This window comes from Streptomyces sp. NPDC056503 (assembly GCF_042794995.1).
GTDB lineage: Bacteria > Actinomycetota > Actinomycetes > Streptomycetales > Streptomycetaceae > Streptomyces.
Genome location: NZ_JBHTST010000051.1, coordinates 1 through 14,877, shown reverse-complemented (window position 1 = coordinate 14,877; position 14,877 = coordinate 1). Strand labels below are relative to the sequence as shown.

The 14,877-nt window shown below is 75.5% G+C and carries 9 protein-coding genes and 1 pseudogene; 7 read left to right on the top strand and 3 right to left on the bottom strand.

Annotated elements, in window-relative coordinates:
- Nucleotides 1-74 precede the first annotated feature (74 nt).
- The 7 genes and pseudogenes from ACFQ8C_RS17550 (at nucleotide 75) to ACFQ8C_RS17520 (ending at nucleotide 11,830) form a co-directional block, all read left to right on the top strand.
- Nucleotides 75-1,400, top strand: coding sequence for a VWA domain-containing protein (locus tag ACFQ8C_RS17550; RefSeq protein ID WP_383457981.1), 1,326 nt, complete (start codon nucleotides 75-77; stop codon nucleotides 1,398-1,400).
- 1,108 nt (nucleotides 1,401-2,508) lie between these two features.
- Nucleotides 2,509-3,378 (top strand): annotated as a pseudogene (locus ACFQ8C_RS17545) (FHA domain-containing protein); the annotation flags it as partial.
- A gap of 65 nt (nucleotides 3,379-3,443) precedes the next feature.
- The gene (locus ACFQ8C_RS17540) at nucleotides 3,444-3,824 is read left to right on the top strand and encodes a globin (RefSeq protein ID WP_383457978.1); all 381 of its coding nucleotides are present in this window, start codon (nucleotides 3,444-3,446) and stop codon (nucleotides 3,822-3,824) included.
- Nucleotides 3,825-4,058: 234 nt separating this feature from the next.
- On the top strand, nucleotides 4,059-7,385 hold the full coding sequence (locus ACFQ8C_RS17535) for an FtsX-like permease family protein (protein ID WP_383457975.1): 3,327 nt from the start codon (nucleotides 4,059-4,061) through the stop codon (nucleotides 7,383-7,385).
- Nucleotides 7,385-10,237 (top strand): FtsX-like permease family protein, encoded by a 2,853-nt coding sequence (locus tag ACFQ8C_RS17530; protein ID WP_383457973.1) that lies wholly within the window; start codon nucleotides 7,385-7,387, stop codon nucleotides 10,235-10,237. Before ACFQ8C_RS17535 ends, ACFQ8C_RS17530 begins: the two co-directional genes overlap by 1 nt.
- Nucleotides 10,234-11,181 carry an ABC transporter ATP-binding protein gene (locus ACFQ8C_RS17525; RefSeq protein WP_383457970.1) on the top strand — a complete coding sequence of 316 codons (948 nt, stop codon included), beginning with the start codon at nucleotides 10,234-10,236 and terminating at the stop codon, nucleotides 11,179-11,181. Before ACFQ8C_RS17530 ends, ACFQ8C_RS17525 begins: the two co-directional genes overlap by 4 nt.
- Nucleotides 11,182-11,227: 46 nt before the next feature.
- The gene (locus ACFQ8C_RS17520; RefSeq protein WP_383457968.1) at nucleotides 11,228-11,830 is read left to right on the top strand and encodes a hypothetical protein; all 603 of its coding nucleotides are present in this window, start codon (nucleotides 11,228-11,230) and stop codon (nucleotides 11,828-11,830) included.
- Nucleotides 11,831-11,981: 151 nt separating this feature from the next.
- Here the strand turns inward: ACFQ8C_RS17520 and ACFQ8C_RS17515 are convergent, their stop codons facing one another.
- The 3 genes from ACFQ8C_RS17515 to ettA are packed head-to-tail and all read right to left on the bottom strand — an operon-like array spanning nucleotide 11,982 to nucleotide 14,737.
- Entirely contained in the window at nucleotides 11,982-12,644 is a 663-nt protein-coding gene (locus ACFQ8C_RS17515; RefSeq protein ID WP_383457966.1) for a hypothetical protein, read from the bottom strand.
- Complete coding sequence (locus ACFQ8C_RS17510) at nucleotides 12,641-13,066, bottom strand: thioesterase family protein (RefSeq protein WP_169084715.1); 426 nt, start codon at nucleotides 13,064-13,066, stop codon at nucleotides 12,641-12,643. Before ACFQ8C_RS17510 ends, ACFQ8C_RS17515 begins: the two co-directional genes overlap by 4 nt.
- A 6-nt stretch (nucleotides 13,067-13,072) precedes the next feature.
- The gene (gene ettA, locus ACFQ8C_RS17505) at nucleotides 13,073-14,737 is read right to left on the bottom strand and encodes an energy-dependent translational throttle protein EttA (RefSeq protein WP_079022001.1); all 1,665 of its coding nucleotides are present in this window, start codon (nucleotides 14,735-14,737) and stop codon (nucleotides 13,073-13,075) included.
- Nucleotides 14,738-14,877: the final 140 nt, after the last annotated feature.

Sequence of the window (14,877 nt, the reverse complement as noted above, 5' to 3'; positions counted from 1 at the left end):
CCGCCGCAGTACCGTCGCCCTCTCCGTACCCGTCGCCACCGCAGTACCCGTCGCCGCCGAGGAGCCGAAACCAGATGGCGAACTTCGCCAAGCCGTCCGTGCCGCAGTTCTCGGTGGACGTCTACCAGAACGAGTACCTGCCGGTCGGCGGGCGGGACGTCGACGCCGTCGTCACCGTGACCGCGACCGGCGGCGGCACCAGCGGCGCGCGGGGCGTCACGACCGGCGGGCCCGCCGGCGTGGTGATCATGGTCGACTGCTCGGGGTCGATGGACTACCCGCCGACGAAGATGGAGGGCGCCCGGGCCGCGACCGCCGCCGCGATCGACACCCTCCGCGACGGCACCTCCTTCGCCGTCGTCGCCGGCAACCACGTCGCCACCCCCGTCTACCCGGGCGACGGGCGGCTCGCCGTCGCCGGCGCCCGGAGCCGCGCGGAGGCCAAGGAGTCCCTGGCCCGGCTCACGGCCGACGGCGGCACCGCGATCGGCACCTGGCTGCGGCTCGCCGACGCGCTCCTCGGCGGGGAGGACCTCGCCATCCGGCACGCGGTGCTGCTCACCGACGGGCGCAACGAGCACGAGACGCCCGAGGCGCTGCGGGCCGCGCTCGACGCCTGCGCGGGCCGCTTCACCTGCGACGCGCGGGGGGTCGGCACCGACTGGGAGGTCAAGGAGGTCACCGGCATCGCCTCGGCGCTGCTCGGCTCCGCCGACATCGTCGCCGATCCGGCCGGGCTCGCCGCCGACTTCACGGCCATGATGGAGAACGTCATGGGCAAGGGCGTCGCCGACGTAGCGCTGCGGCTGTGGACGCCGGTCGGCGCGGAGCTCGTCTTCGTCAAGCAGGTCGCCCCGTCGGTCGCGGACCTCACCGGCCGGCGCGCCGACGCGGGGCCGCGCGCCGGGGACTACCCGACCGGATCGTGGGGCGACGAGTCCCGCGACTACCACGTGCGCGTGCGGGTCCCGGCGAACGCGGTCGGACAGGAGATGCTCGCCGCCCGGGCCTCCCTGATCGTCCCCGACCCGGCCGGCGGCGACGCCCGGGTCGTGTCCCAAGGACTGGTACGGGCGGTGTGGACGCACGACGTGGCGATGACCACGGCCATCAACCCGCAGGTCGCGCACTACACGGGCCAGGCGGAGCTCGCGGACGCCATCCAGGCCGGACTCGACGCCCGCAAATCGGGCGATCGGGACGGAGCGACCGCGAAACTGGGCCGCGCGGTGCAGCTCGCGGCGGCTTCCGGCAACGCGGATACCGCGAAACTCCTTTCGAAGGTGGTGGACGTGGTCGACGCGGCGGCGGGTACTGTGCGGTTGAAGGCGAAGGTCGCGGAGGCGGACGAGATGACACTCGAGACGCGCTCCACCAAGACCGTTCGCGTCAAGAGGTAGCCCGGCCCACCCGGGCCGGAAGACGAGAGGGGGAAGCACCGACATGCCGACCTGCCCGAACGGACACCAGTCGGTCTCCGACGACTGGTGCGAGGTCTGCGGCCATCGCATGGCCGGGGCGGGTGCGCAGGCGGGTGCCGTACCCCCGCCGCCCCCGCCGCCCCCGGGCCCTCCGGGTCCCCCCGGTCCTCCGGGTCCCCCCGGTCCCCCCGGCCCGCCGCCCGCCTACGGCTACCCCCACCCGTCCCCTCCCCCCGGCGGCCCCGGCTTCCCTGACGGCCCCGGCGGGTCCGGCTTCTCCGGTGGTCCCGCCGGCCCCGGCTACCCCGGCGCGCCTGGCGCACCCGGCGGACCCGGCTACCCCGGCGCCCCTGGCGGCGGTCCTGGCGGTCCCGGCGGCCCCGGCTTCTCCGACGGTCCGGGGGGTCCCGGCGCCCCGGGCGGCCCCGGCTACCCCTCCGGCCCCAACTTCCCCGGCGGACCCGGCGCCCCTGGCGCCCCCTCCGGCCCCGGCTTCCCGGGCGCTCCGGGCGGGCACGGCGGCCCGGGTGCTCCCGGCTACCCCGGCGGACCCGGCGCGCAGGGCGGCCCCGGTGCTCCGGGCGGCCCGGGCACGCCCGACGGTCCCGGCTACCCCGGCGCCCCGGGCGGCGGTCCCGGCTTCCCTGGCGCTCCCGGCGGTCCCGGCGGCTCCGGCTTCTCCGGTGGCCCGGGTGGCCCCGGTGGCCCCGGTGCGCCCAGCCGTCCCGGCACGCCCGACGGCCCCGGCTTCCCCGACGGCCCCGGCTTCCCCGGCCCTCCGGGCGGGCCCGGCGGCCCCGGTGCTCCCGGCTACCCCGGCGGACCCGGTGCGCAGGGCGGCCCCGGCTTCCCCGGTGCGCCTTCCGGCCCCGGCGGTCCCGGTGCGTCTTCCGGCCCCGGCGGTCCCGGTGGCGGTTCCCCGTTTCCCGGTGCGCCCGGCGGTTCGGGTGCTCCCGGGTTCCCGGGTGCGCCCGGCGCGTCCGGCGGTCCGGGTGGGCCCGGCTTCCCGGGGCCCGGTGGCCCGCCCGCTCCCCCGGTGGGCGGTGGGTTCGGGGCCGGCGGGGATCCGAACGCGACCGCGCAGGCGGAGCTGTGCCCGCAGTGCCGTACGCCGCGGGAGCACATGGCGCCGTTCTGCGAGGAGTGCCGCTGGAACTTCCTGACCGGCACCGCGACCTCGTACACGCCGGTGGCGCCCCCGCCGCAGGCGCCGCGTCCCTCGGGGCCGCCGCCGGGGCTGAACCTGCCTCCGGGCTTCCAGTCCCCGCCGCCGGGTGCGCCCGTCGCGCCGCAGCCCGGTCCCGGCGCGGGCCCCGGCACGGCCGCCCCGCAGGATCCGTTCGGCTACCACGACTCGCGGCCCTCTCAGGTGAACCGGCCGGCCGAGCCGCTCGGCGCCGAGCCGACGCACCACCAGGCGCCGCCGTCGTACGCCCAGGCACAGGCCCCGGCCCCGCCGGCGCCGCCGCGTGCCGACGACGACTGGGTGCTCCCGCCGCCGTCGCAGGCGCAGCCCCCGCAGGCCCCCCAGCCCCCGCAGCCGCGGGCCCCGCAGGGGTGGACGGCGCACATCGGGCCCGACCGTGACTACTTCATGGCGATGATGCGCCGCAGCGGGCCGGAGGCGTCGGGGCTCAACCTGCCCGCGTACGCGCCGCCGAAGCAGCTGCCGCTCCAGGGCAACCAGGTGTCCATCGGGCGGCGGCGGCACTCGACCGGCGAGGCCCCGGACATCGACCTGGCCGTGCCGCCGGAGGACCCGGGCGTCTCGCACCAGCACGCCGTGCTGGTGCAGCAGCCCGACGGCTCGTGGGCGGTGGTGGACCAGAACTCCACCAACGGCACCACGGTCAACGGCGGCGAGGAGCCGATCCAGCCGTACGTGCCGGTCCAGCTCCAGGACGGCGACCGGGTGCACGTCGGCGCCTGGACGACGATCACCGTCCGGCGCGGCTGAGGCCCCGGAGGGCCGGGGGTCCTAGACCTCCGGTCCTCCGCCGCCCCGTCTGAGACGATGGAACGGTGAACGAGCAGAGCTTCTACGATCAGGTCGGCGGCGAGGAGACGTTCCGCCGTCTCGTCCGGCGCTTCTACGAGGGCGTCGCCGGGGACCCGTTGCTCCGCCCGATGTACCCCGAGGAGGACCTCGGCCCCGCGGAGGAGCGCTTCGCCCTCTTCCTGATGCAGTACTGGGGCGGTCCCGGCACCTACGGCGAGCGCCGCGGCCACCCGCGACTGCGGATGCGGCACGCCCCCTTCACCGTCGACCAGGCCGCGCACGACGCCTGGCTCCGGCACATGCGCGCCGCGATCGACAGCCTGGAGCTCTCGCCGGAGCACGACGCCCAGTTGTGGCGGTACATGACGTACGCCGCGGCCTCGATGGTGAACACCCCCGGCTGATCCGGGCGCCCGCCCAAAAGGAACGTCCGTTTCTCGGCAGGTTCAGACCACTCCGTGCCACCGGATGAACACATTCCGGGGACGCGTGACCGAATAACGGTCACGATCCCATCAAGGTCCGTGCGTAAGCGGTTTCCAGCGGCCCGTGGCCGATGAAAGCATTCCCGGAGCGTTTCGACAGTTCGACAAGCGTTCGCCGGTATGCGGACACGCGTGGAGCGGCCAGGGGGATGGGTGACGGGGTTCGTACTTCTGCGCGTCAGGGCTCACCGACTACTGCTCGGCGCGGCCCTGCTCGCCGTCGTCCTGACCACGACGGTGCTCGCGACCCTCGCCGGCTTCTCGTCCTCCATCGGGAACGCCGCGCTCCAGGCCGGACTGCGCGACCGCTCGGCCTCCGCCGCGACCCTGCTCGTCTCCGGGCAGGTCCCGGCCGAGCGGCGGGCCGCCGCCGACGAGGCCGTCACCGGAAGCGCCCGGCGCACCTTCGACGGACTGCCCGTCACCGTACAGCGCCTGGAGAGCTCGGGGCCGTACGCGCTGCCCCGCGCCCTCCAGCCGCCCGCGGCCCGCGAGGGCGACCCCGACCTGACCCACTTCGCGGCGCTCGACCGCTCCCGGCTCGTCCTGGACCGCGGCGCCTGGCCCTCGGCCACGCGCACCGACGGCGTGGTCGAGGCGGCGCTGCCCGCGGAGGCGGCGAAGCGGCTCGGCGTCGGCCCGGGCGTCACCTTCGAACTCACCGACCGGCTCACCGACAAGCGCGTGCGGACGCGGATCACCGGCGTCTACGAACCGGCCGACACCACCGACCCGTACTGGCTGCTCGACCCGGCCGGCGGCCGCGGCGTGCGCACCGTCTCCTTCACCACGTACGGACCGCTGCTCGCCGACCCCGCCGTCCTCGCCTCCGGCGCCCTCGCCCTCGGCGAGACCGCCTGGCTCGGCACCGCCGACTTCTCCCGCCTCGACACCGGCGGGATCGAGTCGCTGCGCGCGGCGGCCACCCGCGAGCCCGCGGCGCTCCTCGCCGACGGCGAGTCCTTCGGGACCACGATCAGCGTGATCACCGGCCTCCCGACCGTCCTCGCGCAGACCGAACGCGCCCTCGCCGTCTCCCGCTCCACCCTCCTCGTCGTCGCCGTGCAGCTGGTGATGCTCGCCGCCTACGCGCTGCTGCTCGTCGCCCGGCTGCTCAGCACCGAACGCTCCGGCGAGACCGCGCTGCTGCGCGCCCGCGGCGGCTCCCGGCGCCGGATAGCCGGGCTCGCCGGCGCCGAGGCGCTGCTCCTCGCACTGCCCGCCGCCGTCGTCGCCCCGCTGCTCGCCGGCCCGCTGACCCGGCTCTTCGCCGAGCGGTCGGCGCTCTCCTCGCTGGGGGTCCGGCTCGACACCTCGCCCTCCCCCACGGTCTGGCTGGTCGCCGCCGGCGTCGCCCTCGCCTGCGCGGCGGCGGTCGTCGCCCCCGCGCTCGCCGCCCGCGACGGCGACGCCGTCTCGCTGCGCAAGGCGCGCGGCGGCACGCTGCCGTGGCCGGTGCGGGCGGGCGCGGACCTCGGGCTGCTGCTCGTCGCGGGCATCGCGCTCTGGCAGCTCCAGCGCCGGCCCGAGGCGGCCGCCGACGCCTCCTCGATCGATCCGGTGCTCGTCGCGGCGCCCGCGCTCGCGCTGCTCGCCGGCACCGTCCTGACGCTGCGTCTGCTGCCGCCCGCCGCCAGGCTGGCGGAGCGGCGCGCCGCCGGCGGCCGGGGCCTGTCGGCCGCGCTGGCCGGCTGGCAGTTCAGCCGCCGCCCGCTCCGCGGCGCCGGTCCGGTGCTGCTGCTGGTCCTGGCGGTGGCGATGGGCATGCTGGCGATCGGGCAGAGCCGCTCGTGGGAGCGGTCGCAGCACGACCAGGCGGACTTCCGGGCCGGCACGGAGCTCCGGGTGATCGGCGCCGGCCCCGGCGACCCGGCCCGGACCTCGCAGCTCGCCGCCGTCCCGGGCGTCCGCGAGGTCGCGCCGGTCTTCCGGTCCACCATGGACCTGGCCGGCCGCACCGCGACGGTCCTCGCCGTCGCCACCGACCGCCTCTCCGGCGGTCTGCTGGTCCGCGAGGACCTGGCGGGCGGGACGGCCGCCGGACTGCTCGCCCCGCTCTCCCCCGAGGGCGGCGCCCGGCCGGGCCTCGCGGTGCCGCGGGACAGCCGCTCGGTCGTCGTCGGCCTGCGCGGTCAGGCCCCGCGCGGCACCTCCGACGCGCGGGTCACGCTGGTCCTGCAGGACGCGTACGGGGTGCCGTACCGCCAGCACGTGGGGCAGCTGCCCGCCGACGGCCGCACCCACCGGCTGACGCTCGACCTCGCGAAGCTGACCTCGAACGGCACCCGGTCCGACGCGGGCCTCGTCCTCACCGGCATCGAGCTCTCCGCCGAGTTCTTCGAGGGCGACGAACGCGCCCAGACCCTCCACGTCGACCTGCTCGGCACCACCGGGAAGGACGGCGCCCTGCGCCCCGCCGACCCGGCCCGCACCCTGGCCGGCTGGAAGACGGCCCGCGAGCAGACCCTGCGGGGCGCCCCCCAGGACCCGGAGGAGCTGAAGGGCCGGGCCGGCGCCCCGGCGGCGGGCGGCCAGGGAGCCCCGTACTCCGTCGCGTACGGGCTGAAGGGCTTCTTCTCCGAACCCCGCGGCCCGCTCTCCGAGGACTACGCGGTGCGGCTGACCGCGCCCGTGGGCCGGCAGGACCACCTGCTGCCGGCGATCGCCTCCGAGGCCTTCATGGCCGCGTCCAAGGCGAAGCCCGGCGACCACCTGGAACTGTCCCTCGGCGGCCGGCGGCTCTACGCCGTCGTCGGCAAGGTCGTGAAGGACCTGCCGACGACCGGCACCGCCGGCCGGGCCACCGACGCGGAGGCCGCCGGCCACGTGCCGGAGGACGGCGGCGGGGTGCTCGTCGACCTGACCGCCGTCAACCGCTACCTGGCCACCACCGACCCGACGGCCCCCGTGGCGCCCACCGAGTGGTGGCTCACCCCCGAACGGGGCGCCGCGGACACCGTCGCGAAGACGCTGCGCGAACGGTCCGACGGCGCGCCCGGCGAGCTGGTCGTCCGCGACGAGATCGCCGCCGACCTGCTCGGCGACCCGCTCGGCGCCGGCCCCAACACCGCCCTGATGGCGGTGGCGGCCGCCGCCGCGGCGCTCGCCGCCGTCGGCTTCGCGGTCGGCTCGGCCGGTTCGGTACGGGAGCGGGCCGCCGAGTTCGCGATCCTGAAGGCCATCGGCGCACCGCGCCGCCGGCTCGCCCGGCTCCTCGCCGCCGAACAGGGCGTCCTGATCGGGGTGGGCCTGCTGGTGGGCGTCGCCCTCGGCACCCTGCTGGCCCGGGTCGTCGTCCCGCTCGTGGTGCTCACCGGCCGGGCCACCCGGCCCGTGCCGCCCGTCCTGGTCGAACTGCCCCTCGGCGAAGTGGCCCTGCTCCTCGCCGGAGTCGCCGCCCTGCCGCTCGCGGTCGTCGCGGGCATCGCCCTGCGCCGCAACGACCCGGCGGTGTCCCTGCGCCACCAGGGAGACAACTGATGCCCGACGTCCCGCGCGAGGAGCCCCGCCCGATGCAGCCCGCAGGCGAGTCCCCCGACCACCGGCCGACCGCCGCCGAGAAGGGCACGGCCCGGGTCGTCGCCCCCTGGGTCCGGACCCGGCTGCGCGCCTCCCCGGGCGCCGCGGCCGGACTCGCCCTGCTCGTCTTCGTCACCGCGCTGCTCGCCGCCGCGCTGCCGCGGGTGATGGACGCGTACGAGACGAAGGGGCTGCGGCACGGCATCCGTACCGCGGCCGCCCACCAGTCCCAGCTGGAGATCACCGCCCCGCTCGACCCGGGCGCCTCCATCGGCCCCGCCGTCCTCCAGGGCGACCGGGAGAACCTGCGGGAACTGCTGCCCGCGCCGCTGCGCACCGACCCGGCGCAGACCGTGCACGGCGTCCGCACGACGGTCCCGGTCCAGGGCCTCGACCCGTGGCTGCCCAAGCCCGACAACACCCCGCCGGAGTTCACCCTCGCCTCGCCCTCGGAACTCGCCGCGCACGCGGTGCTGCGCCAGGGCCGGATGCCGGCGGGCGACGCGAAGCGTCCGGAGGCCGCGGTCACGGCGGCGACGGCCGAGGCCCTCAAGCTCAAGCCCGGTTCCGTCGTGCACGTGCCCGGCACCGGCGCCGACCCCGTCGCGATCACCGTGACCGGCGTCGTGGAACCCTCCGACCCCCAGCGGCCCTACTGGGCCGTCGAACCGCTCCTCGGGACACCGGTGCTCGCGCTGAAGCCGGACCCGACGCAGCTCACGTACTACTGGCGGGCCGCCCTCCTGCTCGCCCCGGAGTCGGGGGCCGCCCTCCTCACCACCATCGGCCAGCCGGAGGTCTTCTGGCGCTACCCGGCGGCCTACGACCACCTGACCGCGCGGGACGCCGAACCGCTCGCCGCCGCCCTCGACTCGCTCCACAGCGGCCCCGCCATGGCGGAGATCCGCAAGATCACCGGCCCCAACGGCCTGGTCACCACCGGGCTCGACGAACTCTCCGCCGGCTACGCGGCGACGAAGGCCGCGATCTCCCCCGTCGTCGCCGTCGCCGTCTTCGGCATCGGCTCCGTCGCGGCCGTGGTCGTCGCCATGACCGGCGGCCTCTTCCTCAGCCGCCGGGACGGCGAGCTGACCCTGCTGCGCGCCCGCGGCGCCTCCCTGCCCGGCATCGGCCTCCGGCTGCTCGGCGAGACCGCCGCGGTCACCGTCCCGGCCGCGGCGCTCGGGCTGGCCGCCGCCGTGGCCCTGGTCCGCGGCCCCGACACCCCCGGCACCTCCTCCCTCACCGGCTCCGCGCCGCTCCTCCCGTCCGTCCTCGGCGCCGCCCTGGTGACGCTGGTCGCCGCCCTGATGCTGCCCGTCCGGGCCGTGCTGCGGCACCGCGCGCCCCGGCTGCACGGAGCCCGCGAGGACCTGGTGGACGCCAAGCCGTCCCGGCGCCGCACCGTCGCCGAACTGACCCTGCTCGTCCTGGCCGCGGGCGCCATCGGCTCGCTGCGCCTGCGCGGCACCGAGGACACCGGCGACCATCTGGTCAGCGCGGCCCCGGTGTTCGTCGGCGTGATCGCCGCCCTCGTGCTCGTACGGATCCAGCCGCTGCCGCTGCGCTGGCTGGCCCGCCCGGCCCGCCGGATGCGCGGGGTCGTCGGCCCGCTGGCCATCGCCCGCGCCGGACGGTCCTCGGCCACCGGAGTGCTGCCCCTGCTCGCCCTCGTCCTGGCGCTGACCACGGCCGCCTTCGGCGGCTCCGTCCTCGCCGGGGTCGCCGAGGCCCGCGACCGGGTCGCGACGCTCTCCACCGGCGCCGACGCCCGCGTCGAGGGCCGCACCGAGGGCCTGCCGCTGCCGGCCGGACTCACCGAGGCGGTGCGCGCCGCGAAGGGCGTCCGGGAGGCGCAGCCCGTACAGATCGAGTACGGGGTGTCGCTGCCGTCCCCGGTCGCCACCGACCAGCCGATGAGCGCCCCGCTCGTCGCCGTCGACCCGGCCGCCTACGCCCGGCTCGCGCGGCGGACCGACAACGGCGCCTTCCCGGCCGAGCTGCTCGCCTCGACCGGGAAGGGCGGCCCCGAGGCGGTCGGCGACACCGAGCGGGTGCTGCCCGCGCTCGCCTCGCCGGAGGTCGCCGCCCGCCTCGGCGACCGGCCGATGGACCTCATCTCGGCCGCCGGCAGCTTCCGCGTGCGGGTGGTCGCGGTACGCGCCTCCACCCCCGCCGTGCGCGGCGAGGACTTCCTCGTGCTCAACGCCGCCGACATCACCAACCGGCGGGAGACCGCCGTGCTGGTGACCGGCGCGCCCGACGGCGCCGCGCTGCGCGCGGCCGTCGCGACGAAGACGAAGGACTTCGCCGTCACCCTGAACTCCGAGGCCCGCGGCACCTACGTGGACTCCCCGCTCCAGTCCGGCGCCGAGGGGCTCTACTCCGCGGCCATCGGAGCGGGCGCCGCCTACGCGGTGGTCGCCGTGCTGCTGTCGCTGACGCAGAGCGGTCCCGAGCGGGCCACGCTGCTGTCCCGGCTGCGGACCATGGGCCTGACCCGCAGGCAGGGCCGCCGGCTGCTCGCCCTGGAGGCGCTGCCGCCGGCGGTCTTCGCCGCACTCGGCGGGGCGCTCGCCGGCTGGGCGACGGTGCCGCTGCTCGCGCCCGGCGTCGACCTGCACCGGCTGGCGCTCGCCACCGCGCAGGGCGGCGCGCGCCTGGCCGACGTACCGCTGCGGGCCGACCCGTGGTCGCTGGTGGTGCCGGCCGTGGCCGTGGTCCTCCTGACGGGGGCGGCGGCGGGCCTCCAGGCGTGGTGGACGGGCCGGAAGAGCTCGGTGAAGGAACTCAGGGCAGGAGACGCACGATGACGACGACCGCGAACACGACCCTGGAGGAGCTGGAGAGGCGGGCCAACGCCCATCGCGACCGGCCCTCGTACGGCCACGACGCGCTGATCTCCTGCGACCGCCTGGTGCGGATCTTCACCACCGACGGAGTGGAGGTGCAGGCGCTCCAGGGGCTCGACCTGCTCGTCAAGGAGGGCGAGCTGATGGCCCTCGTCGGGGCCTCCGGCTCCGGCAAGTCGACCCTGATGAACATCCTGGCCGGCCTGGACGTGCCCACCGCCGGCGCCGCCCGGGTGGCCGGCTGCGACCTGCTCGCGATGACCGGCAAGGACCGGCTGCGCTACCGCCGCGAGGTCGTCGGCTTCGTCTGGCAGCAGACCGCGCGCAACCTCCTCCCCTACCTGACGGCCGCCCAGAACGTGGCCCTGCCGATGCAGTTGGCGGGCAGCCGGAAGAAGCGGGCCGAGCGGGCCGAGGAGCTGCTCGCCATGATGGACATCGCGCACTGCCGCGACCGGCGGCCCCACCAGCTCTCCGGCGGCCAGCAGCAGCGGGTCGCGATCGCCGTCGCCCTCGCCAACGACCCGAAGGTCCTCCTCGCCGACGAGCCGACCGGCGAGCTGGACTCCGCCACCGGCGAGCAGGTCTTCGCCGCCTTCCGCCGGGCCAACGAGGAGCTGGGCACCACGATCGTCATCGTCACCCACGACCAGGCGGTCGCCACCGAGGTGCGCCGCACGGTCGCGATCCGCGACGGCCGGACCTCCTCCGAGGTGCTGCGCCGCACCGAGGTCGACGCGGAGGGCCAGGAGTCGCTGGTGGCCCGGGAGTACGCGATGCTCGACCGGGCGGGACGGCTCCAGCTGCCGGCGGACTACACCAAGGCGCTGGGCATGGAGCACCGCGTGGCGCTGGAGCTGGAACAGGACCACATCGGGGTGTGGCCGGACGACGCGGAGCGCTGAGGAACCGGCACCGCCCCCGCCCCGTCCCACTCCGGGGGTGGTCGGGATGGGAAAGGGACGCCTGCTCGCGTACGCGGGCGCGGTGGCCGTGCCGCTCGGCGCCGGCGCGCTGCTGCACCTGTGGGGGAGCTGGTCGCTGCGGTCCCCGCTGGGCACCCCGACCGCGCTCGCGGTCCTCGTCGGCCTCGTCCTCGCCGGACTCGCGGTGGCGGCGCACAACGCGCTCTTCCGCGAGGGCGGCAGCGTCCTGGCCCTGGTGCTGCTGCTCGCGGGCCTGGGCGCGGTGTGGGTCGAGGCCCGGGACTCGCGGGTGCGCGGGGCGACGGTGGAGTGCATGGTGGTGGGGAAGGTGCGGGTCACCGACCATCCCACCTTCGGCGAGGGCGCCCCGGTGGCGAAACGGCTGTACCACCACGCGCTGGACTGTCCGGGCGGCTACCCGGAGGAGTTCTCCTGGGAGCGGAAGCTCGGCGAGGCGGGGAAGCGGCTCAGGATCGCCTACGACCCGGCACGGCGGATGGACCCGGTCCCGGCCGACGAGAACGTCGCCCGGGGAGCCCTCTTCGTCCCGGTCGGCCTGCTCCTGCTCGCGGCCGGCCTCTCGGCGGCCGCGCTGGCGGTGGAGGGGACGGGCGAACGGGTCTGGTGACGTCCCCGCCCGGCCGGACTCAGGACACCGACCGGATCAGGTGACGTCCCCGCCCGGCAGGGCTCAGGACACCGACCGGATCAGGTGACGTCCCCGCCCGGCAGGACTCAGGACACCGACCGGATCAGGTGACGGCCCCGCCCGGCAGGGCTCAGGTGGCCGGGGTGACGGTGAGCGAGGCGGGGGCCGTGCGCAGGGCGACGGAGCCGTACGGGGTGCGCAGCCGCAGCCACGGTCCGGTGGCCATCAGCGCGACCGGAACGTCGCCCGGCGGCAGGAAGCCCAGCGACTGGGCGGCGTGCACGGCCCGCAGCGGCAGGCCGGTGGCGCCGAGGACGCGGGACCAGATCTCCCGGCCGACGCGGTCGCGCTCGGCGCGGGTGCGCCGCTCCTCGGGCAGCTCCGCGTCCCGGCGGCGGAACTCGGCGACGGCGGCGGCGACCGCGCCGCGCAGCTCCCCGGCGCCCGGCAGGCCCTCGACGGGCCGCCAGCCGGTGCGCGGCGGGAGGACACCGGCCCACGGCGGGCCGGTGACGGCGCCGGGGACGACGGCCTTGCCGGCCGACTCCTCGATGCCGTCGAGCAGCTCGCCGGCGGAGACCGTGACGTCGAGGTCGACGGCGTCCTCCAGCCGGGCCGTGCGGATCGCGAGGACCTCGAAGGACGGCGGGCGTCCGAACACGGCGAGCGCGCCGCCCCCGGCCTGGAGGCGGACGGCGGCGGCGCGGTCGTAGTGCACCAGCCGGGTCAGGAAGGCGGCGAGGGCCGCCGCCTCCCTGGGGTCGGCGAAGTGCAGCGGGGCGAGCACGGTCATGCGGCGGACGTCATCCCGTCGTCGACGTACTCCTGGAGGAAGCTGCGCTCCTCCTCGGAGATGCGGCGCGGTCGCTGCGCCTCCAGGTCGAAGGGCACGACGACCGTCGAGGCCCGTACGTAGGTGACCTCGGGGTCCTTGATCTCGTACGCGATCGTCAGCGACGCCGCGCCGATCTTCGTGACCCACGACTCGATGGTCACCGGCTCGTGCCGGTGGACCAGCGGGCGGAGGTAGTCGATCTCGTGGCGGGCCACGACGGACCCGCCGGAGAAGGACGGACTGCCGTCCCCCGGCGCCAGCCGGAACATGAAGTCGATCCGGGCCTCCTCCAGGTAGCGGAGGAAGACCACGTTGTTGACGTGCCCGAAGGCGTCCATGTCCGACCAGCGGAGGGGGCAGCTGTAGATGTGTCTCGCCACGGCCGGTCAGCCCCGGGTGAGCTTCTTGTGGGTGGCGCGGTGCGGACGGGTGGCGTCCGGGCCGAGCCGCTCGACCTTGTTCTTCTCGTACGACTCGAAGTTGCCCTCGAACCAGAACCACTTGGAGTCGCCCTCGTACGCCAGGATGTGCGTGGCGACCCGGTCCAGGAACCAGCGGTCGTGGGAGACGACCACGGCGCAGCCGGGGAAGTCGAGGAGCGCGTTCTCCAGCGAGGAGAGGGTCTCGACGTCGAGGTCGTTGGTGGGCTCGTCGAGGAGCAGCAGGTTGCCGCCCTGCTTGAGGGTGAGCGCGAGGTTGAGGCGGTTGCGCTCACCGCCGGAGAGCACGCCGGCCGGCTTCTGCTGGTCCGGGCCCTTGAAGCCGAACGCGGAGACGTAGGCGCGGGACGGCATCTCGACCTGGCCGACGTTGATGTAGTCCAGCTCGTCGGAGACGACGGCCCACAGCGTCTTCTTGGGGTCGATGTTGGCGCGGCCCTGGTCGACGTAGGAGATCTTGACCGTCTCACCGATCTTGATCTCGCCGGCGTCGGGGGTCTCCAGGCCCTGGATCATCTTGAAGAGCGTCGTCTTGCCGGCGCCGTTCGGGCCGATGATGCCGACGATGCCGTTACGGGGCAGCGTGAAGGACAGGTCGTCGATGAGGACCTTCTCGCCGAAGGCCTTCGAGAGGTTGTTGACCTCGACGACGACGGAGCCCAGGCGCGGGCCCGGCGGGATCTGGATCTCCTCGAAGTCCAGCTTCCGCATCTTGTCGGCCTCGGCGGCCATCTCCTCGTAGCGCGCGAGACGCGCCTTGGACTTGGCCTGACGCCCCTTGGCGTTGGACCGCACCCACTCGAGCTCTTCCTTGAGGCGCTTGGCGCGCTTCTCGTCCTTCTTGCCCTCGACCTTGAGGCGCTCGGCCTTCTTCTGGAGGTAGGTCGAGTAGTTGCCCTCGTACGGGATGGCACGGCCGCGGTCGAGCTCCAGGATCCACTCGGCCACGTTGTCGAGGAAGTACCGGTCGTGGGTGATGGCCACGACGGTGCCCTTGTACTTGGCGAGGTGCTGCTCCAGCCAGTTCACCGACTCGGCGTCGAGGTGGTTGGTGGGCTCGTCGAGGAGCAGCAGGTCGGGGGCCTCCAGGAGGAGCTTGCAGAGCGCCACACGGCGCTTCTCGCCACCGGAGAGGTTGTTGACCGGCCAGTCGCCGGGCGGGCAGCCCAGGGCGTCCATGGCCTGCTCCAGCTGGGTGTCGAGGTCCCACGCCTCGGCGTGGTCCAGGTCCTCCTGGAGCTTGCCCATCTCGTTCATGAGCTCGTCCGTGTAGTTCGTGGCCATCTCCTCGGCGATGGCGTTGAACCGGTCGAGCTTGCCCTTGATCTCCGCGACGCCGTCCTCGACGTTCTCCAGGACGGTCTTGGACTCGTCGAGCTTCGGCTCCTGCATGAGGATGCCGACCGAGTAGCCGGGGGAGAGGAAGGCGTCGCCGTTGGACGGCTGCTCCAGGCCGGCCATGATCTTCAGAACGGTGGACTTACCGGCACCGTTCGGGCCGACCACACCGATCTTCGCACCCGGCAGGAAGCTCAGCGTCACGTCATCGAGGATGACCTTGTCGCCGTGCGCCTTGCGCGTCTTGCGCATCGTGTAGATGTACTCAGCCAAGAGAAACCGTCCGGCAAAGAGTGAGTGGGCAGATACACCCATCTTGCCGCACTGCCGCCCTCAGGCGGAAACCAGTACCGTCCGGCGCCCGCCGGAGCCCCGCCGACGTGCGACGGCCCCGGACGCGGGTGCGTCCGGGG

Excerpts from the sequence above, each read along its gene's own strand:
- ACFQ8C_RS17550 (WP_383457981.1), top strand. The coding sequence starts at position 75 with ATGGCGAACTTCGCCAAGCCGTCCGTGCCGCAGTTCTCGGTGGACGTC.
- ACFQ8C_RS17530 (WP_383457973.1), top strand. The coding sequence starts at position 7,385 with ATGCCCGACGTCCCGCGCGAGGAGCCCCGCCCGATGCAGCCCGCAGGC.
- ACFQ8C_RS17525 (WP_383457970.1), top strand. The coding sequence starts at position 10,234 with ATGACGACGACCGCGAACACGACCCTGGAGGAGCTGGAGAGGCGGGCC.
- ACFQ8C_RS17520 (WP_383457968.1), top strand. The coding sequence starts at position 11,228 with ATGGGAAAGGGACGCCTGCTCGCGTACGCGGGCGCGGTGGCCGTGCCG.
- ACFQ8C_RS17515 (WP_383457966.1), bottom strand. The coding sequence starts at position 12,644 with ATGACCGTGCTCGCCCCGCTGCACTTCGCCGACCCCAGGGAGGCGGCG.